The organism is Pseudomonas sp. GP01-A4, assembly GCF_058780865.1.
Map to the genome: position 1 here is coordinate 84,503 of NZ_JBYSWF010000004.1, position 18,059 is coordinate 102,561.

General features: G+C 62.2%; 17 protein-coding genes, 1 tRNA gene and 1 riboswitch. Of the genes, 15 read left to right on the top strand and 3 right to left on the bottom strand.

The annotated features are described in order from the left end of the window. Window positions 1-6 precede the first annotated feature (6 nt). The 4 genes from AC3WKX_RS04455 to AC3WKX_RS04470 all read left to right on the top strand — a co-directional run bounded on the left by AC3WKX_RS04455 (window position 7) and on the right by AC3WKX_RS04470 (window position 4,128). Window positions 7-993: a Bug family tripartite tricarboxylate transporter substrate binding protein gene (locus tag AC3WKX_RS04455; protein WP_166742143.1), complete on the top strand. Its 987-nt coding sequence runs from the start codon at window positions 7-9 to the stop codon at window positions 991-993. A gap of 130 nt (window positions 994-1,123) precedes the next feature. After that, on the top strand, window positions 1,124-1,582 hold the full coding sequence (locus AC3WKX_RS04460; RefSeq protein ID WP_008437838.1) for a tripartite tricarboxylate transporter TctB family protein: 459 nt from the start codon (window positions 1,124-1,126) through the stop codon (window positions 1,580-1,582). 1 nt (window position 1,583) lies between these two features. After that, a complete protein-coding gene (locus AC3WKX_RS04465; protein WP_003212016.1) occupies window positions 1,584-3,098 on the top strand; it encodes a tripartite tricarboxylate transporter permease in 1,515 nt (504 codons plus the stop codon). After that, entirely contained in the window at window positions 3,091-4,128 is a 1,038-nt protein-coding gene (locus AC3WKX_RS04470) for an AbrB family transcriptional regulator (protein ID WP_003212018.1), read from the top strand. The genes AC3WKX_RS04465 and AC3WKX_RS04470 overlap by 8 nt, the downstream gene beginning before the upstream one ends. Before the next feature lie 68 nt (window positions 4,129-4,196). On the opposite strand, the gene ung is transcribed toward AC3WKX_RS04470, so the two are convergent. Continuing rightward, window positions 4,197-4,889: a uracil-DNA glycosylase gene (gene ung, locus AC3WKX_RS04475; RefSeq protein WP_003212020.1), complete on the bottom strand. Its 693-nt coding sequence runs from the start codon at window positions 4,887-4,889 to the stop codon at window positions 4,197-4,199. Window positions 4,890-5,024: 135 nt separating this feature from the next. Here ung and dspII point away from each other — a divergent pair, with 135 nt between their 5' ends. Next, window positions 5,025-6,137 (top strand): enoyl-CoA hydratase/isomerase DspII, encoded by a 1,113-nt coding sequence (dspII, locus tag AC3WKX_RS04480; protein WP_102368292.1) that lies wholly within the window; start codon window positions 5,025-5,027, stop codon window positions 6,135-6,137. Here dspII and AC3WKX_RS04485 read toward each other — a convergent pair. Both AC3WKX_RS04485 and AC3WKX_RS04490 read right to left on the bottom strand, forming a co-directional pair. Continuing rightward, window positions 6,131-6,580 (bottom strand): DUF3757 domain-containing protein, encoded by a 450-nt coding sequence (locus tag AC3WKX_RS04485; RefSeq protein WP_102604219.1) that lies wholly within the window; start codon window positions 6,578-6,580, stop codon window positions 6,131-6,133. The genes dspII and AC3WKX_RS04485 overlap by 7 nt on opposite strands. Before the next feature lie 160 nt (window positions 6,581-6,740). Further along, complete coding sequence (locus tag AC3WKX_RS04490) at window positions 6,741-7,097, bottom strand: hypothetical protein (RefSeq protein WP_003212026.1); 357 nt, start codon at window positions 7,095-7,097, stop codon at window positions 6,741-6,743. 302 nt (window positions 7,098-7,399) lie between these two features. Next, window positions 7,400-7,500, top strand: a riboswitch (guanidine-I (ykkC/yxkD leader). 61 nt (window positions 7,501-7,561) lie between these two features. On the opposite strand from AC3WKX_RS04490, the gene AC3WKX_RS04495 reads away from it, so the two are divergent. The 10 genes from AC3WKX_RS04495 to AC3WKX_RS04540 all read left to right on the top strand — a co-directional run bounded on the left by AC3WKX_RS04495 (window position 7,562) and on the right by AC3WKX_RS04540 (window position 17,895). After that, window positions 7,562-8,629, top strand: coding sequence for a putative urea ABC transporter substrate-binding protein (locus AC3WKX_RS04495; protein ID WP_003212027.1), 1,068 nt, complete (start codon window positions 7,562-7,564; stop codon window positions 8,627-8,629). A gap of 12 nt (window positions 8,630-8,641) precedes the next feature. Further along, window positions 8,642-9,457: an ABC transporter permease gene (locus tag AC3WKX_RS04500; RefSeq protein ID WP_102604218.1), complete on the top strand. Its 816-nt coding sequence runs from the start codon at window positions 8,642-8,644 to the stop codon at window positions 9,455-9,457. Beyond that, window positions 9,454-10,218 (top strand): ABC transporter ATP-binding protein, encoded by a 765-nt coding sequence (locus AC3WKX_RS04505; RefSeq protein ID WP_102604217.1) that lies wholly within the window; start codon window positions 9,454-9,456, stop codon window positions 10,216-10,218. The genes AC3WKX_RS04500 and AC3WKX_RS04505 overlap by 4 nt, the downstream gene beginning before the upstream one ends. Then, window positions 10,215-10,940: an urea amidolyase associated protein UAAP1 gene (locus tag AC3WKX_RS04510; RefSeq protein ID WP_102604216.1), complete on the top strand. Its 726-nt coding sequence runs from the start codon at window positions 10,215-10,217 to the stop codon at window positions 10,938-10,940. Before AC3WKX_RS04505 ends, AC3WKX_RS04510 begins: the two co-directional genes overlap by 4 nt. A gap of 9 nt (window positions 10,941-10,949) precedes the next feature. Beyond that, entirely contained in the window at window positions 10,950-11,582 is a 633-nt protein-coding gene (locus AC3WKX_RS04515; protein ID WP_003212037.1) for an urea amidolyase associated protein UAAP2, read from the top strand. A gap of 304 nt (window positions 11,583-11,886) precedes the next feature. After that, window positions 11,887-15,516 carry an urea carboxylase gene (gene uca, locus AC3WKX_RS04520; protein ID WP_102604214.1) on the top strand — a complete coding sequence of 1,210 codons (3,630 nt, stop codon included), beginning with the start codon at window positions 11,887-11,889 and terminating at the stop codon, window positions 15,514-15,516. Window positions 15,517-15,589: 73 nt separating this feature from the next. Further along, complete coding sequence (locus AC3WKX_RS04525; RefSeq protein ID WP_003212042.1) at window positions 15,590-15,802, top strand: cysteine-rich CWC family protein; 213 nt, start codon at window positions 15,590-15,592, stop codon at window positions 15,800-15,802. Then, window positions 15,802-16,494, top strand: a complete 693-nt coding sequence (locus AC3WKX_RS04530; RefSeq protein ID WP_003212044.1) for a pseudouridine synthase — start codon at window positions 15,802-15,804, stop codon at window positions 16,492-16,494. The genes AC3WKX_RS04525 and AC3WKX_RS04530 overlap by 1 nt, the downstream gene beginning before the upstream one ends. A 305-nt stretch (window positions 16,495-16,799) precedes the next feature. Continuing rightward, window positions 16,800-17,684 (top strand): alpha/beta fold hydrolase, encoded by an 885-nt coding sequence (locus tag AC3WKX_RS04535; protein WP_003212046.1) that lies wholly within the window; start codon window positions 16,800-16,802, stop codon window positions 17,682-17,684. 137 nt (window positions 17,685-17,821) lie between these two features. Then, a tRNA-Gly gene (locus AC3WKX_RS04540) sits at window positions 17,822-17,895 on the top strand. The last annotated feature ends 164 nt before the right edge of the window (window positions 17,896-18,059 follow it).

Sequence of the window (18,059 nt, forward strand, 5' to 3'; positions counted from 1 at the left end):
ATGGAGATGAACATGACCCTTTCACTGCGTAAATTTGCCCTGACGGCCAGCTGCATGCTGTTCGCCAGCCAACTGCTGGCCGCCGAGCCCAAGCGCCCGGAGTGCATCGCCCCGGCGTCCCCTGGCGGTGGTTTCGACCTGACCTGCAAACTGGCGCAGAGCGCGCTGGTCAACGAGAAACTGTTGAGCAAGCCGATGCGCGTGACCTACATGCCCGGCGGCGTGGGCGCGGTGGCCTACAACGCCGTCGTGGCGCAGCGTCCGGCCGACGCTGGCACGCTGGTGGCGTGGTCCAGCGGCTCGCTGTTGAACCTGGCCCAGGGCAAATTTGGCCGCTTCGATGAAAGCGCCGTGCGCTGGCTCGCGGCCGTCGGCACCAGCTACGGCGCCATCGCGGTGAAAAACGATTCGCCCTACAAAAACCTCGACGATCTGGTCAAGGCCCTGAAGAAAGATCCAGGCAGCGTGGTCATCGGTTCCGGCGGCACCGTCGGCAGCCAGGACTGGATGCAAACCGCCCTGATCGCCAAGGCCGCCGGCATCAACCCGCGTGACCTGCGTTACGTGGCACTGGAAGGCGGCGGCGAGATCGCCACCGCCCTGCTCGGCGGCCATATCCAGGTAGGCAGTACCGACATCTCCGACTCCATGCCGCACATCCTCAGTGGTGACATGCGCCTGCTGGCGGTGTTCTCCGACGAACGCCTGGACGAGCCGGAAATGAAGAACATCCCGACCGCCAAGGAACAAGGCTACGACATCGTCTGGCCGGTGGTGCGTGGCTTCTACCTCGGGCCAAAAGTCAGCGACGAAGACTATGCCTGGTGGAAAGACGCCTTCGACAAACTGCTGGCTTCCGAAGAGTTCGCCAAGCTGCGTGACCAGCGCGAGCTGTTCCCGTTCGCCATGACCGGCCCGGAGCTGGACACCTACGTGAAGAAACAGGTGGCTGACTACAAAGTGCTGGCCAAAGAGTTCGGCCTGATCCAGTAATCGCCCCTCTGTGGGAGCGGGCTTGCTCGCGAAAAACTTCAACGATGACGCGTGCTGCCTGTATAAACGCGACGTCCTGGCGTTCTTCGTGAGCAAGCTCGCGCCTACAAGAGTCTCCAAGGAGTTTCCCATGCTCTTACAACGCATTTTCGCCTCAGTGATGTTGCTGGTCTGTGCCGGCCTCGCACTGATGGCCTGGCCATATCAGGCGTCGTTTTCCTACGAGCCGGTAGGGCCTCGGGCCTACCCGCTGCTGATGCTCGGGCTGATGGGCCTGGGCCTGATCTACATGCTGTTTCGTCCACAGCCCACCAAGCACACAGAAGAAGAGCCCGCGCTGGACCGCCAGACCCTGATCAAGATCGGCATCTGCGTCGGGTTGCTGCTGGTGTTTGCCGGCACCTTCGAACCCTTGGGTTTCATCCTCAGCAGCATGCTGATCGGCATTCCGATGGCGCGCCTGTATGGCGGCCGCTGGATGCCCAGCGTGGTGATCGTGACCTTGATGAGCATCGGTCTTTACCTGCTGTTCGACAAGGCCATGGATGTACCGCTGCCGCTCGGCCTGCTTGAAGTTCTGGAGAACTGATATGGATACGTTCAGCTATTTGGGCCAGGGCTTCGGCGTTGCACTGACCCCTTACAACCTGATCACCGCACTGTGCGGCACCTTGATCGGCACCGTGGTCGGCCTGTTGCCGGGCCTTGGGCCGATCAACGGCGTAGCGCTGTTGATCCCCATCGCATTTGCCCTGGGGCTGCCGCCTGAGTCGGCCTTGATCCTGTTGGCGGCCGTGTACCTGGGCTGCGAATACGGCGGGCGCATCAGCTCGATCCTGTTGAACATCCCGGGTGAAGCTTCCACCGTGATGACCACCCTCGACGGCTACCCGATGGCTCGCAAAGGCCTGGCGGGCGTGGCGTTGTCGCTGTCGGCGTGGAGTTCGTTCATCGGTGCGTTTATCGCCACCTGCGGCATGGTGCTGTTCGCCCCGCTGCTGGCCAAATGGGCGATTGCCTTCGGCCCGGCGGAATATTTCGTACTGATGGTGTTTGCCATCGTCTGCCTGGGCGGCATGGCCGGTGACAAGCCGCTGAAGACCTTTGTCGCGGCCTTGATCGGCCTGTTTCTGTCAGCAGTGGGTATCGATGCCAACAGCGGCGTGTACCGCTTCACCGGCGATAACATCCACCTGACCGACGGCATCCAGTTCGTGGTGCTTGTATTGGGCCTGTTCTCCATCAGCGAGATCCTGTTGCTGCTGGAAAAAACCCACCGTGGCCAGGAAGCCGTGAAAGCCACCGGACGCATGATGTTCAACCTGAAGGAAGCTTCCGCGGTATTCGTCGTGAATATTCGCTGCGGCCTGCTGGGTTTCATCATGGGCGTATTGCCGGGCGCGGGTGCCACACTGGCCTCGGCCGTGGCCTACATGACCGAAAAACGCCTGGCCGGTGCCAGCGGTAAATTCGGTCAGGGCGACATGCGCGGCCTGGCGGCTCCGGAAACCGCGATCGGCGCTTCCGCCTGCGGCGCCCTGGTGCCGATGCTGACCCTCGGCGTACCCGGCTCGGGCACCACGGCGGTGATGATCGGCGCCCTGTCGCTGTACAACATCACCCCCGGCCCGCTGCTGTTCCAACAGCAACCGGACATCGTCTGGGGCCTGATCGCCTCGTTGTTTATCGCCAACATCATGCTGGTGATCCTCAACATCCCGATGATCCGCATCTTCACCCGCATCCTTGCCGTGCCGAACTGGGCACTGGTGCCGGTGATCGCCATCATCACTGCGATCGGTGTGTACGCGGTTCACGCCACCACCTTCGACCTGTTCCTGATGGTCGGCATCGGCATCTTCGGCTACATCCTGCGCAAGCTGGATTTCCCGCTCTCGCCGGTGCTGCTGGGCTTTATCCTCGGCGGGTTGATGGAGCAGAACCTGCGTCGTGCGCTGTCGATTTCCAACGGCGAATTGCAGATCCTCTGGTCGAGCCCGATCACCTTCGGCGTGTGGGTACTGACGGCCTTGATGCTGTTGTTCCCGCTCCTGCGCATCTGGCGCAAGCGTTCCCTGCAGCGTCGTGCCGTGGCCGATGTCTGAGGCCACGTTCAGAAACTGGTGGGCAACACCGCTGGTCGGTCTGCTGGGCGGGTATCTCGCCAGCCAGATCGGCTGGCCACTGCCGTACATGGTCGGCTCGTTGCTGGCGATCATCCTGGTGCGCTGCCTGACACCCTGGCAGCTCGCGGAAATTCCCGGCGGCCGCAAATGCGGCCAATGGGTGGTGGGCATCGGCATCGGCCTGCACTTCACCCCGGTGGTGATCGAGCAGGTGATGAGCCACTTCGGCCTGATCTTCTTCGGCGCGCTGGTCACCAGCCTCTCCAGCATTGTGGGTGTGTGGTTGATGCGCCGCAGCGGTGAAGACCGCGCCACGGCGTTTTTCTCGAGCATGCCAGGTGGATCGGGGGAGATGGTCAACCTCGGCGCACGCAATGGCGCAGTGCTCAGCCGCGTCGCGGCGGGCCAGAGTTTGCGGGTATTGGTGGTGGTGCTCTGCGTGCCGGCGGCGTTCAAGTATTTGCTGGGGGAAGGTGCCCCGCAGTTTCATCCGGCGACGGTGGATTGGACCTGGCTGGCGCTGCTGTTTCCCGTCGGCGCCCTGGTGGCCTGGGGCTGGCAACGCTTGCGTCAGCCAAACCCCTGGCTGTTCGGGCCGCTGCTGGTCAGTGCCGCCGCCAGCATTACCTGGGACTTGCACATCGGGCTGCCCGACGGCGGCAGCCAGATCGGCCAGTGGCTGATCGGCAGCGGCCTGGGCTGCCACTTCAACCGGCAGTTCTTCCGGCGCGCGCCGTTGTTCATGGGACGTACGTTGATCGGTACGGCGTTGACCATGTTGATTGCGACGCTGGCGGCTGTGGGCTTGAGTGCACTCACACATCTGGACCTGCGTTCGCTGACACTGGGCATGATGCCAGGCGGAATTGCGGAAATGAGCCTGACGGCGGAAACCCTGCAATTATCGGTGCCGTTGGTGACGGCGATGCAGGTGATGCGTTTGTTGTTTGTGCTGTTTCTGGCGGAGCCGTTGTTTCGGCACTGGAACCGGCAGCCAGACAAAATCTGAAGCCCAAGAGACATTCAATTGTAGGAGCTGTCGAGCTTTAGCGAGACAGCTCCTACATTGGAGCTATGTCAAACCGGCGGCAATCGCCACTCGATCGGCGTCTCGCCATTCTGCTCAAGAAACTTGTTGGTGCGGCTGAAATGCCCGCAGCCAATAAACCCTCTATAGGCCGACAACGGCGACGGATGCACCGACGTCAGCACCAGGTGCTTGGTGGCGTCGATCAGCTTCTGCTTGCCCTGCGCATGGGCGCCCCACAGCAAGAACACCAAGTGCGGCTGATGCTCGCTCACCACTTCAATAATCCGATCGGTAAAGAACTGCCAGCCCTTGCCCGCATGGGCGTTGGCATTCGCGCGCTCCACGGTCATGGTGGTGTTGATCATCAGCACGCCCTGGTCGGCCCAGCTTTGCAGGTAGCCGTGGTTGGGAATGTCGATGTTCAGGTCACGCTTGAGTTCTTTGTAGATATTGACCAGCGACGGCGGTGCCGGCACGCCCGGTTGCACCGAGAAGCACAAGCCGTGGGCCTGGCCCGGGCCGTGATACGGGTCCTGGCCGAGGATCACCACCTTGACCTTGTCCAGGGGCGTTGAGTTGAGTGCGTTGAAGATCATCGGGCCGGGTGGATAGATCTCCTTGCCTGCCGCGTGCTCCTGGCGCAGGAATTCCCGCAACTGGGCCATGTACGGCTGGTCGAACTCGTCACGCAGGGCGTGTTTCCAGCTGGGTTCGAGTTTGATACGGTCGTCGGTGGTCATGGTTACGCTGTCTAGTCAAAAGAATGAGGCGAACCCTAGGAAAGCCGACCTTGCTTGTCAATTGATCTGACGCAGATACCGCACTTTCCTGCGAAGCGATCATACTGAACCTTCACTTTATCGATTGAGGTCATGATGAACCTGCACTTCGAAGAGCTGATTGGCACCGGCGGCGCCCGCGTTGGCATCGCCAGCCTGGACGCGGAAAAATCCCTCAATGCCTTGTCGTTGCCGATGATCCTGGCCCTGAGCGAACGCCTGGACGCCTGGGCCAAAGACCCGCAAATCGTCTGCGTGCTGCTGCGCGGCAATGGCCCCAAGGCCTTTTGCGCCGGTGGCGAAGTACGCAGCCTGGCCCAGGCCTGCCGTGAACATCCCGGCGAAGTACCGGCGCTGGCCGCGCAATTTTTCGCCGCGGAATACCGCCTCGACTACCGCCTGCACACCTACCCCAAACCGCTGATCTGCTGGGGCCACGGCTATGTGCTGGGCGGTGGCATGGGCTTGCTGCAAAGCGCCGCCGTGCGCATCGTCACGCCAAGCAGCCGCCTGGCCATGCCGGAAATCAGCATCGGCCTGTACCCGGACGTGGGCGCCAGTTGGTTCCTGTCTCGCCTGCCCGGCAAGTTGGGGTTGTTCCTCGGCCTGACCGGCGCCCATATGAATGGCCGCGACGCCCTGGACCTGGGCCTGGCCGACCGCTTCCTGCTGGATGAACAACAAGACGAACTGCTTGAAGGCCTGCTGCAACTGAACTGGCAGGAACAGACCGACATGCAGCTCAACAGCCTGCTCAAGGCCCTGGCCCAGGAAGCCGCCGGCCAGTTGCCCGAAGCCCAATGGCTGCCGCGCCGTGGGCAGATCGACGAGTGGCTGGACGTGGGGGATGTGCGCTGTGCGTGGCGAGCCTTGAGCCAGTTACGCGATCACACCGACCCGCTGCTCCGCCGCGCAGGCAAGACCCTGAACGAAGGCTGCCCGCTGACCGCGCACCTGGTGTGGGAACAGATCCAGCGAGCGCGGCACCTGTCCCTGGCCCAAGTGTTCCAGATGGAATACACCTTGAGCCTGAACTGCTGCCGTCACCCGGAATTCAGCGAAGGTGTGCGGGCGCGGTTGATCGACAAGGACCAGCAGCCACACTGGCACTGGCCGGACATCAACTTGATCCCCGAGGCCGTGGTGCAGGCGCACTTCCACAAGGTCTGGGAAGGGCGGCATCCGCTGGCGGACCTGTCTGACTATTGAGCGTCCGCCGGCGCTTTTTTGCCCTCGAACGTGAAGGCACAATTATCGGGTTGGTGGTCGTCGCACTGGAAAATCTGTTGCCCGAAAGCATCGGTGCCCGGTACCCAATGCGTGGTATCTGCCAGCGACATCGCCCCCCTGGCTTGGGCCGTGCCGTACCTCAGGGTGACTGTCTTACCCCTCAGGGTTTTATAAATGCACTTTTCCAGATAGCCATGCTTGCGCTCGTCCTGCTCGCTAGGAGTAAAAAGCGCGCCGACAAAGGTTTCCACGAATTCCCCGCCGCTCATTGCCTGGCTTATCCATGGCGAGTCGCTGTCAGTTCCCTGAAAGTGACCGTCAACGTAGCGTACAGCGCTCGGGTAAGGACAGGATTGCGCTGCTGCCAACGTACTGACGCCAAGAAAAGCAAAAAATAACAGGTAGAGCGGGCTGACGTTCATGTCATGGGTTCCATCAGTCGATGCTGGAAGCGATACGCCAAACAGGCGACTGCTCCCAATTAACTACAGGCGTAACCCACAGGATAGCTGTCAAATATGACAGTGCCGACCAACGGTAAACAAAAACGGCGCCTGAGCGCCGTTTTTCCAATTATTCCTATCAGCGATGACCGCCGCCACGGCCTCCACCCTGACCACCACCCTGGCCATGTCCGCCACCATTACCCCAGTGACTGTTGCCCCAACCCTGGTTTGGGTAAGGCCGATAACCCGCGCGCGGCCCCGCAGGATAATAGCGCGGCGCCGGCTGGTAATAACGCGGCGACGGGTAATAACGCTGCGGTGGCGGGTAGTAACCCTGGCGGTAATGGTAATACGGGCCGCCGCCGTAGTAATACGCCGGCGCGGGCGCCGTGTAGACCTCGGAACCGTAGTAGGCCTGGCCGCCACCGTAATAAGGCGCGCACGCAGAAAGGGTCAAGCCGAGCAAAGCGATGAGAAGCAGTCGACGATACATGGCGGCCTCCTGGACCGCGGAAGAGCACACCCAGCGACGCTGGAGGGCGGCAAACAGCTTTCACTGCCTGACGAAATATCTGACATCAAAAACGGAATCTGGTGCGATTTAGACATAGGTTGATACATCTGCCGGTCGCCTCATTGCAGTGCAATCCCGCACCACCACGACGCATATTCACCGCACGTTGCGCCCCCCTCCTCGCGCCAACCCGCGCCATTACTGCACCCGTGCCACTTGGCACGACTCTCGCTTTACCTCTCCCGTGCAGGAGTCATCACAGGTTCGCGGCACCACAATTTGCAATGGCTGACTAGGGTTCCGGCTCGCTAAGGCGAGTGGCTGGTCCGAGAGTCGGCGACCTCCAGTTGAGGTTACACGGCGGGATAAAAGCCCGGGAGACAAGCCACCGTTCACGGTGCCGCGTTGCTCCTGCTCGCCCTTGATCAACTGGAGAAGCATCCATGCCCTCGATACGTTTACCCGCCCTGCTCGCCGCCGCCTTCGCCGCCGTGGTGAGTTTTTCCGCCCAAGCCGCCCCCAAAGACCATTTCAGCGTGTGCTGGACGATCTATGCCGGCTGGATGCCGTGGGAATACGCCGGCAGCCAAGGCATCCTCGACAAGTGGGCCAAGAAGTACGGCATCAAGATCGACATGGTGCAGCTCAATGACTACGTCGAATCCATCAACCAGTACACCGCCGGCCAGTTCGACGGCTGCACCATGACCAACATGGACGCCCTGACCATTCCCGCCGCCGGCGGCGTGGACAGCACCGCACTGGTGGTCAGCGACTTCTCCAATGGCAACGATGGCGTGGTCATCAAAGGTGAAGGCAAGACCGTCGCCGACCTCAAGGGCATGAACGTCAACCTGGTGGAACTTTCCGTGTCCCACTACCTGCTGGCCCGCGCCCTGGAGTCGGCCAACCTCAGCGAAAAAGACCTGAAAGTGGTCAACACCTCCGACGCCGACATCGCCGCCGCCTTCAACACCGACCAGGTCAAGGCCGTCACCACCTGGAACCCGATGCTCTCGGAGATCAAGGCCAAGCCCGGTGTCACCGAAGTGTTCGACTCCAGCAAAGTGCCCGGCGAAATCATGGACATGATGGTGGTCAACACCCAGACCCTCAAGGACAACCCCAAGCTGGGCAAAGCGTTGACCGGCGCCTGGTTTGAAGTGGTGGCGCTGATGAACGCGAAAAACGCCGCCAGCACCGACGCCCTGGAGCACATGGCCAAGGCCTCCGGCACCGACCTCAAGGGCTTCCAGTCGCAACTGGACACCACCAAGCTGTTCGCCACGCCCAAGGAAGCCCTGGCCTTCGCCACCAGCGCGCAGTTGCCCGCCACCATGGGCAAAGTCGCCGAGTTCTCGTTTAAACACGGCCTGCTGGGTGAAGGTGCCAAGGACACCAACGCCGTGGGCATGAGCTTCGCCAATGGCGTGACCCGCGGCGACACCGCCAACCTCAAGCTGCATTTCGACCCCAGCTACGTACAGATGGCCGCCGACGGCACGCTGTAAGAGGACGCGGCCATGCGCCTGATCAACCGTCACCCGGAACGCTCCAGTCGCCTGCTGTTGGTGCTGCTGCCCTTCGCCCTGCTGCTGTTCGCCTACTTCGTGGGCTCGGCCGAGCGCCTGGCAGACAACCCCAACGACAAGCTGCTGCCCAGCGCCGCACAAATGGGCGACGCAGTGAAACGCCTGGCCTTCAGCGCCGACACTCGCACCGGTGAATACGTGCTGTGGCAAGACAGCGCCTCAAGCCTGCGCCGCCTGGCGATCGGCCTGGGCATCAGCGCCCTCGCCGGCCTGTGCCTGGGCATTGCAGCCGGCACCTTGCCGCTGTTTGGCGCACCGTTGTCGCCGTTACTGACGGTGCTGTCGATGGTGCCGCCGCTGGCGATCCTGCCGATCCTGTTCATCGTGTTCGGGCTGGGGGAATTGTCGAAAGTGATGCTGATCGTGATCGGTATCACCCCGCCCCTGGCGCGGGACCTGGAACAGCGGGCACGGGAAATTCCCGTGGAGTTGCTGGTGAAGGCACAGACCCTCGGCGCCTCCACCTGGACCCTGATGCTGCGGGTGGTGCTGCCGCAATTGCTGCCACGCTTGCTGATCTCCCTGCGCCTGATGCTCGGCTCGGCGTGGCTGTTCCTGATTGCAGCCGAAGCCATCGCCTCCACCGACGGTTTGGGTTACCGGATCTTCCTGGTGCGCCGCTACCTGGCGATGGACGTGATCCTGCCCTACGTGGTGTGGATCACCCTGCTGGCCTGGCTGATGGACTGGGGCCTCAAGGCCCTGACGCGGCGCGCGTTCCCCTGGTACGAAGGAGCGCGGGCATGAGCTTTATCAACGTCAACAATGTGTGGCAGCGCTATGGCGACCAGGTGGTATTGGAGCGCCTGAACCTGCACGTGGCTGAAGGCGAATTCTGCACCCTGGTCGGCACCTCCGGTTGCGGCAAATCGACCTTCCTGCGCCTGCTGCTGGGGCAGGAAACCGCCAGCCATGGCGAGATCCTGCTGGACGGTAAACCGCTCGCCGCCGAACCCGATGCCAGCCGTGGCGTGGTGTTCCAGCGCTACTCAGTGTTCCCGCATCTGACGGTGCTGGACAACGTTGCGCTGGGCCTTGAGTTGCCGCGTTCAGCGTTGCTCGGCCGCCTGTTCGGCAGCGCGAAAAAACAGGCCCGGGAACAGGCCGCAGCCCTGCTGCATAAAGTCGGTTTGGGCCATGCCCTGGACAAGTACCCGGCGCAGCTTTCCGGCGGTATGCAGCAGCGGCTGGCCATCGCCCAGGCGCTGATCATGAAGCCCCGCGTGTTGCTGCTGGACGAACCCTTCGGCGCCCTCGACCCGGGCATTCGCAAAGACATGCACCTGCTGTTGCTGGAGCTGTGGCGCGAAACCAGGCTGACGGTGTTCATGGTCACCCACGACCTCAGCGAAGGCTTCAGCCTCGGCACCCGCTTGCTGGTGTTCGACAAGGTGCGCCTCGACCCCCACGCCCCCGGCGCCTACGGCGCCCGCATCACCTACGACATCCCTTTGAACAGCGAGCGCCGCAAGGCGATCGCCGCCGAACTTGGAGCCACTTCCAAATGACCGACTCAACTCAATTGTTCCCACCTTTCGCCGAGGAAATGCTCCCCGGCGGCGGCCACCGTTCCTTTGTGCTCAAGCGCGGCCAACTGCTGCGCCTCACCGACATTCGCGGCGGCGCCAACGTCAGTTTGACCCTGCTCAATGCCAATGAAAAAACCGAGCGCCTGAACCTGCCCGACAGCCTCAAATGCCAACACACCGCCAAGCTCACCAACGGCCATTGCCTGTACTCGGACATGGGCCGCGTGCTGGCTGCCATCACCGCCGACACCTGCGGCTGGAGTGACAGTATCGGCGGCGTGTCATGCGCCTCCGAGGTCGCGGAAAAATACGGCAAAGGCCGCTATCAAGAGCTGCGCAACGGCTTCTACCGCAACGGCACCGACAACCTGCTGGTGGAACTGGGCAAGTGGGGCCTGGGGCTGTCCGACCTGCTGATGACCCTCAACCTGTTCAGCAAAGTCACGGTAGATGAAGCTGGCAGCCTGCACTTTGTCCCCGGTCACTCCAAGGCCGGCGACTACGTCGAACTCTACGCACCGATGGACACACTGGTGGTGCTCACCGCGCTGCAACATCCCATGGACCCCAACCCCGAATACGCGCCGCAGCCGCTGAAACTCAGCTGGATGAACGCTGACCCAAGCGTCGCCGAACACTGCCGTACCTCGCGCCCGGAAAACGAGCGCGGCTTTATCAACACCGACCGTCTGTTCGCCTGAGGACCTGCCATGTCTATCGCACTCGCCAAACAACCGGACGCGGCCGTGTACCGCGCGACCATTCCCGCCGGCGAACCCTGGCTGATGGAAGTCAAGGCCGGCCAGACCCTGCGCATCCTCGACCTTGAGGGCAACCAGGCGGTCGACACGCTGTTCTACAGCCTGAAAAACCCCAGGGAACGCTACGACGTGCAGCGCACCCTGCGTCGGCAAAACAGCGTGTACCTGAGCACCGGCAGCGTGCTGTATTCCAACCTCGGCCAGCCGATGCTGACCATCGTCGACGACACCTGCGGACGCCACGACACCCTTGGCGGCGCCTGCGCCCAAGAGAGCAACACCGTGCGCTACGCCCTGGAAAAACGCTACATGCACAGCTGCCGCGACAACTACCTGCGGGCCTGCGCCCACGATGGCCGGCTGGGTAAAAGCGACATCGGGCCGAACATCAATTTCTTCATGAACGTGCCGGTGACCGCCGATGGCGGGTTGACCTTCGAGGACGGGATTTCCGCCCCCGGCAAGTACGTCGACCTGCGGGCCGAGATGGACGTGATCGTACTGATCTCCAACTGCCCGCAACTGAACAACCCGTGCAACGGCTACAACCCAACCCCTGCGGAGTTACTGGTATGGAACTGAAGATCAAGCGGTTGCGCCGGTGGTTGTTCGCCCTGTGCCAGGCTCGCGCCGGGCAGTGCCTCCGAAAACGCTGAAGATCACCTGTGGGAGCGAGATTGTGTGGGAGCGGGCTTGCTCGCGAAAGCGGCGTATCAGGCGACTGATGTATTGACTGAACCACCGCATTCGCGAGCAAGCCCGCTCCCACACTCCACCTCCCACACTGACTGCATGCGCTGCGGACGACCGTAGCGCCATCCACATTTGCGGGACGGCCCGCATCCCAGGACAAGGCCGAGCACTCATCGGCCTGCGGGGTTTTGCCATGTTCGAAAAACTGTTGATCGCCAACCGTGGCGCCATCGCCTGCCGCATCCTGCGCACCTTGCGTGAGCTTTCGGTCAAGGGCGTGGCGGTGTATTCCGAAGCCGATGCCGCGAGCCTGCATATCCAGCAAGCGGATGAGGCCTACAGCCTGGGCGAAGGCGCGGCGGCCGGCACCTATTTGTCGGTGGAGAAAATCCTCGCCACGGCCAAGGCGTGTGGCGCCACCGCGATTCATCCCGGCTATGGCTTTCTATCGGAAAACGCCGCCTTCGCCGAAGCCTGCGAAACAGCAGGCATCGCCTTCGTCGGCCCGACGCCGGAACAGCTGCGGGTGTTCGGCCTCAAGCACACCGCGCGCGCGTTGGCCAGGCAGCACAACATCCCGCTGCTCGAAGGCACCGAGCTGCTCAACAGCCTCGACGCCGCACTACTGGCCGGGGAAACCGTGGGCTATCCGATCATGCTTAAAAGCACCGCCGGTGGTGGCGGGATCGGCATGCGCGTGTGCCAAAGCGCCGATGAATTGCGCGACTGTTTCGAGGCGGTGAAACGCCTGGGCCAGAACAATTTCAGCGATGCCGGTGTGTTTATCGAGAAGTACATCCAGCACGCCCGGCACCTGGAAGTGCAGGTGTTTGGTGACGGCGGCGGCGAGGTGATCGCCCTCGGCGTGCGCGACTGTTCGGTGCAGCGGCGCAACCAGAAAGTGCTTGAAGAAACCCCGGCGCCGAACCTGCCCGACGGCATGGCGGATGAGCTGTGCCGTGCCGCCATCACCCTGGCCAAGGCAGTGAATTACCGCAGCGCCGGCACCGTGGAATTTATCTTTGATAGCGCCGATGGCCGCTTCTATTTTCTGGAAGTGAACACCCGGTTGCAGGTGGAACATGGCGTCACCGAGCAAGTGTGGGGCGTGGACCTGGTGCGCTGGATGGTGCAATTGGCCGCCGGGGAAATGCCGCCATTGCGGGAACTGCAACTGAAGCCTCACGGCCACGCGATTCAGGCACGCCTGTACGCCGAAGATCCGGGCCGGGAGTTTCAGCCAAGCCCGGGGCTTTTGACGTATGTGGACTTCCCGGTCGCTGAAGGCCTGCGCATCGACACGTGGGTGGAGGCCGGTTGCGAGATTCCGCCCTACTTCGACCCGATGATCGCCAAGCTCATCACCTGGGCGCCGACCCGCGAACAGGCACGCCTGGACTTGCATCAAGCCCTGAGCAACAGCCAACTGTACGGCGTGGAAACCAACCGCGATTATCTGCGCCAGATTCTGCTCGCTACACCGTTCGCCAGTGGCCATCCGTGGACGCGCTGCCTTGAAGATTTGGTGTACCACGCCAACACGTTTGAAGTGCTCAGCGCCGGCACGCAAACCAGTGTGCAGGACTATCCGGGGCGCCTCGGTTACTGGGCCGTAGGCGTGCCGCCGTCGGGGCCGATGGACAGTCGCGCGCTGCGCCTGGGCAATCGCCTGCTGGGCAATGCCGAGGGCACCGCTGCGCTGGAAATCACCATGAGCGGGCCGTTGCTGCGCTTCAATTGTGCGGCGGTGGTGGCGGTGACGGGTGCAGACATTGTGCTGCGCTTGAATGATGAAGCGGTACCGATGAACACCGCGTTGCTGATCCCGGCGGGCGCAACCTTGAGCCTGGGCACCATCGCCGGGGCCGGAGCTCGCAGCTACCTTTGCGTGCGCGGCGGGCTGCAGGTTCCGGATTATCTGGGAAGCAAAAGTACCTTCACCCTTGGCCAGTTTGGTGGGCATGGCGGGCGGGCTTTGCGGGCGGGTGATGTGTTGCACTTACTGCCGTTGGAGGATGTCAGTTGCGGCAATACGCTAGTGCCTGAACCGCTTGGCGAGGTGCGAACACTGCGGGTGATCTACGGCCCCCACGGCGCGCCGGAATACTTCAAGCCCGAGTACATCGAGACGTTCTTTGCCACCCAGTGGGAAGTGCATTTCAACTCCAGCCGCACGGGTGTGAGGTTGATCGGGCCGAAGCCTCTGTGGGCGCGTACGGATGGCGGTGAGGCGGGGTTGCATCCGTCGAATATTCACGACAATCCCTATGCGATCGGTGCGGTGGATTTTACCGGGGACATGCCGGTGATCCTCGGCCCCGACGGCCCGAGCCTGGGTGGGTTTGTATGCCCGGTGACGGTGATCGAGGCGGACTTGTGGCAGTTGGGCCAGCTCAAGGCGGGTGACAAAATCTGCTTCACCCCCGTCGACATCAAGACTGCCCGCGACCTCGCCTTGAAATGGGATCAAGTGTGGGAGCCGGGCTTGCTCGCGATGCAGGCAACTCGGTCCGACAGGCAAACCGAGGCGATGCTTTCGCGAGCAAGCCCGCTCCCACATTTGATTGAGTCGCCTGTTGTTCTGGACATCGGCCAGGCCGACACCCGCCTGGTCGCCCGCCTCGCCGGCGACACCCACCTGCTCCTGGAAATCGGCGCTCCGGAACTCGACCTGGTGCTGCGCTTTCGCGCCCACGCCCTGATGCAAGCCCTCGAAGCACAAGCCCTGCACGGCGTCATCGACCTGACACCCGGCATCCGCTCCCTGCAAATCCACTACCAGCCCGAACAACTTACCCTCGCCGACCTCCTGGCGCTGATCACCGCCGAATGGCACGCCGTCTGCGCCAGCCAAAACCTGCAAGTGCCGTCGCGCATCGTCCACCTGCCACTGTCCTGGGACGACCCGGCCTGCCAACTGGCGATCGAAAAATACATGACCACCGTGCGCAAGGATGCCCCGTGGTGCCCGAGCAACCTGGAGTTCATCCGCCGCATCAACGACCTGGCCAACCTCGACGAAGTGCGCCACACCGTGTTCGATGCCAGCTACCTGGTGATGGGCCTGGGCGACGTCTACCTCGGCGCGCCCGTGGCCACGCCGCTGGACCCGCGTCACCGCCTGGTCACCACCAAGTACAACCCGGCACGCACCTGGACCGCCGAAAACTCCGTGGGCATCGGTGGCGCCTACCTGTGCGTGTACGGCATGGAAGGCCCCGGCGGTTATCAGTTCGTCGGGCGTACCTTGCAGATGTGGAACCGCTACCGGGAAGTCGCCGCGTTCGATGGCAAACCGTGGTTGCTGCGCTTCTTCGACCAGATCCGCTTTTACCCGGTGAGCGCCGATGAGCTGGTGCAGATACGCCGGGATTTCCCCCTTGGGCGGTTTGAACTGAGCATCGAACACAGCCAGTTGAACCTGACGGATTACCAGGCCTTTCTCGCGCAGGAAGCCGAAAGCATCGGCGCGTTTCGCGGGCAACAGCAGCGCGCGTTCAACGCCGAACGCGAACGCTGGATCGCCAGCGGCCAGGCGCATTTCGACAGCGAGGAACTCGCCGCACCACAGGGCGCAGACACGCCCTTGCAGGCCAACGAATACAGCATCGACAGCCACATCGCCGGCAATCTCTGGCAAGTGCAGGTCAGCGCTGGCGAACGCGTGGCGGCGGGGGATGTGCTGGTGATCCTGGAGTCGATGAAAATGGAAATCCCGGTAGTCGCACCGTTCGCCGGTACCGTGCGGGAAATTCCGGTGCAGCCCGGCAGCGGCATTGGCGCAGGCCAACGGGTGGTGGTGCTGGAGCGTGATTTGCAATAACGCGGCGGGGCTGTATCGTGCAAGGCACACCGGGTTTCACCGGGACCTTGTCCGATACAGCCTGAACCGACCGATGACCACGCCAACCCTCTGCCCCGCCTGCGGCGCCCGCAACGATTGCGCCCTGGCCGACCCGCGCACTGCCGACCAGGCGTGCTGGTGCTATTCCGTCAGCATCGACCCCGCAGTGCTCGAAGCCTTGCCGGCGGAACTGCGCAATAAAGCCTGCCTGTGCCCGCGTTGTGCCCAGGTGGACGAACAACTGCGCGGCAACGAGCGGTCGTAATGCGCGTAGATCGCTTCCTCAGCAACCTGCCGCGTTTCAACCGTAAACAGGTTCGCCTGTTGCTGGTGGAGCGGCGGATCAGCGTCGACGGCCAGGCCACCAGCGATCCGCACCACCCGGTAAGCGAGTTCAGCCGTGTGTTGCTGGATGACGAAGTGCTGCAAGCCGGCAAACCCGCGCGCTACTTCATGCTGCACAAACCCCAGGGCTGCGTCAGCGCCACGTCCGACCCGCAACACCCCACGGTGCTCGACCTGCTGGATGAACCGGACAAGCACGAGCTGCACATCGCCGGTCGTCTGGATTTCAACACCACCGGCCTGATGCTGATCACCAACGACGGCCAGTGGTCGCGCCGCCTGACCCAGCCGCAAACCAAACTGCCCAAGGTCTACTACGTCGAGACCGAGCAGGACATCGGCCCGCAATACGCGGCCACCTTCGCCGCCGGCCTGTACTTCGCCTTTGAAGACCTCACCACCCAACCGGCGGAACTGGAACTATTGGGCCCCAGAACGGCGCGCCTGAGCATCATTGAAGGGCGTTATCACCAGGTGAAGCGCATGTTCGGGCACTTCGACAACAAAGTGATACGCCTGCACCGCGAACGCATGGGACCGCTGGAGTTGGACGCAGCCCTTGCGCCAGGCCATTACCGGGCGCTTACAGAGGCTGAAATCCAACAGGTCTGATGACCGTTCAGCCGATGATGGCAAAAACCCACGCCATCGACTGGCGAACTGGCATCCCTGATGCTTGAATCAACCCAGCCAGCCGCAATCTGACTGGCGAGTCACCCCTACCTACAAGAAACACTTTGCCCGTCCGCACGCTTGACCTGCGGGCCTCTCACGGCAAATTGCCCGCCATAACAACACCCGTCGGCCAGCCAGTACCGGATCGACATGGGCCCTCACTTCCAGGCGTATGCCTACCTGTCACAAAGCTCGTGCAGAGTGATCTGCGCGCATTACCCGCTTGCCAGGAGTCTTACGACATGAGGCCAGAAATCGCTGTGCTGGATATACAGGGTCAGTATCGGGTTTACACGGAGTTCTATCGCGCGGACGCAGCAGCCAAGACCATCATCCTGGTCAACGGCTCAATGGCCACCACTGCGTCTTTCGCCCAGACCGTGAAAAGCCTGCACCCGACGTTCAACGTGGTTTTGTATGACCAGCCCTACGCTGGCCGCTCCAAAATCCACAACCGCCACGAGCATATGCTGACGAAAGAAGTCGAGGGCCAGATCCTTCTGGAACTCATCGACCACTTCGCCGCCGAACACGTGCTGTCCTTTTCCTGGGGCGGCGCCGCGACCCTCGTCGCCCTCGCCCACCGCCCGCGCCGTGTGGAAAAGGCCGTGATCAGCTCGTTCTCCCCGGTGATCAACGCCCCGATGCGCGACTACCTGGAGCGCGGTGTCGACTACCTCGGCAACCTCGACCGCGACCGCGTGGGCCACCTGGTCAACAGCACCATCGGCAAACACCTGCCGTCGCTGTTCAAACGCTTCAATCACAAACACGTGAGCAGCCTGGCCGAGCACGAGTATGGGCAGATGCACTTTCACATCAGCCACGTGCTCAACAGCGACCGGCTGTGCTACCTCAAGGCCGCTAAACAGATTGATATACCGGTGTTGTTCTTGAACGGCGAATGGGACGAGTACACCAGTGCCCAGGATGCCAAGCTGTTTGGGCAACATATTGCGAAAAGCAGCTTCGGCACGATTCAGGCGACCGGGCACTTTCTGGATATGGAGCACAAGGCCGCGTGCCGGGATAGCCGGGAGGCGTTGATGGGCTTTTTGAGACCGGAGCAGCAGCCAAGCCGGTTGCGGTACCACGCGTCACAGCCACAGCATGCGTTTGCCGTATGAGCGGTGGGGTTGTGGGTGGGCTGGATTTCCCAGGGGGTCCGCCTGCCCATGATCGACCGTTGGCACGTAAAACACAGAATTTTCGAAGAAAAACTTCAAATCCGCGAGCACATCTGGTACAAAGTCAGCCGCTCTGAGCGGGTATAGTTTAGTGGTAGAACGAAAGCTTCCCAAGCTTTAGATGAGGGTTCGATTCCCTCTACCCGCTCCACTTTAGCTTCCATGGAAATCCACCGAGTTCCATAAGCTGCTGTCAGCAAAGGATTTTTTGCCCGACAGCGATCCAATGAGATCCACCCAAATCCACCCGCTGCTGGACCGAATTAGTCCATCCAGTAGTCCATCAAAGCGGTCGGGTTCGAGTCCGGATTGTTG

Bases quoted from the DNA above. Each gene is read 5' to 3' on its own strand.
- AC3WKX_RS04455 (WP_166742143.1), top strand. From the start codon at position 7: ATGAACATGACCCTTTCACTGCGTAAATTTGCCCTGACGGCCAGCTGC.
- AC3WKX_RS04460 (WP_008437838.1), top strand. From the start codon at position 1,124: ATGCTCTTACAACGCATTTTCGCCTCAGTGATGTTGCTGGTCTGTGCC.
- AC3WKX_RS04465 (WP_003212016.1), top strand. From the start codon at position 1,584: ATGGATACGTTCAGCTATTTGGGCCAGGGCTTCGGCGTTGCACTGACC.
- AC3WKX_RS04470 (WP_003212018.1), top strand. From the start codon at position 3,091: ATGTCTGAGGCCACGTTCAGAAACTGGTGGGCAACACCGCTGGTCGGT.
- ung (WP_003212020.1), bottom strand. From the start codon at position 4,889: ATGACCACCGACGACCGTATCAAACTCGAACCCAGCTGGAAACACGCC.
- dspII (WP_102368292.1), top strand. From the start codon at position 5,025: ATGAACCTGCACTTCGAAGAGCTGATTGGCACCGGCGGCGCCCGCGTT.
- AC3WKX_RS04485 (WP_102604219.1), bottom strand. From the start codon at position 6,580: ATGAACGTCAGCCCGCTCTACCTGTTATTTTTTGCTTTTCTTGGCGTC.
- AC3WKX_RS04490 (WP_003212026.1), bottom strand. From the start codon at position 7,097: ATGTATCGTCGACTGCTTCTCATCGCTTTGCTCGGCTTGACCCTTTCT.
- AC3WKX_RS04495 (WP_003212027.1), top strand. From the start codon at position 7,562: ATGCCCTCGATACGTTTACCCGCCCTGCTCGCCGCCGCCTTCGCCGCC.
- AC3WKX_RS04500 (WP_102604218.1), top strand. From the start codon at position 8,642: ATGCGCCTGATCAACCGTCACCCGGAACGCTCCAGTCGCCTGCTGTTG.
- AC3WKX_RS04505 (WP_102604217.1), top strand. From the start codon at position 9,454: ATGAGCTTTATCAACGTCAACAATGTGTGGCAGCGCTATGGCGACCAG.
- AC3WKX_RS04510 (WP_102604216.1), top strand. From the start codon at position 10,215: ATGACCGACTCAACTCAATTGTTCCCACCTTTCGCCGAGGAAATGCTC.
- AC3WKX_RS04515 (WP_003212037.1), top strand. From the start codon at position 10,950: ATGTCTATCGCACTCGCCAAACAACCGGACGCGGCCGTGTACCGCGCG.
- uca (WP_102604214.1), top strand. From the start codon at position 11,887: ATGTTCGAAAAACTGTTGATCGCCAACCGTGGCGCCATCGCCTGCCGC.
- AC3WKX_RS04525 (WP_003212042.1), top strand. From the start codon at position 15,590: ATGACCACGCCAACCCTCTGCCCCGCCTGCGGCGCCCGCAACGATTGC.
- AC3WKX_RS04530 (WP_003212044.1), top strand. From the start codon at position 15,802: ATGCGCGTAGATCGCTTCCTCAGCAACCTGCCGCGTTTCAACCGTAAA.
- AC3WKX_RS04535 (WP_003212046.1), top strand. From the start codon at position 16,800: ATGAGGCCAGAAATCGCTGTGCTGGATATACAGGGTCAGTATCGGGTT.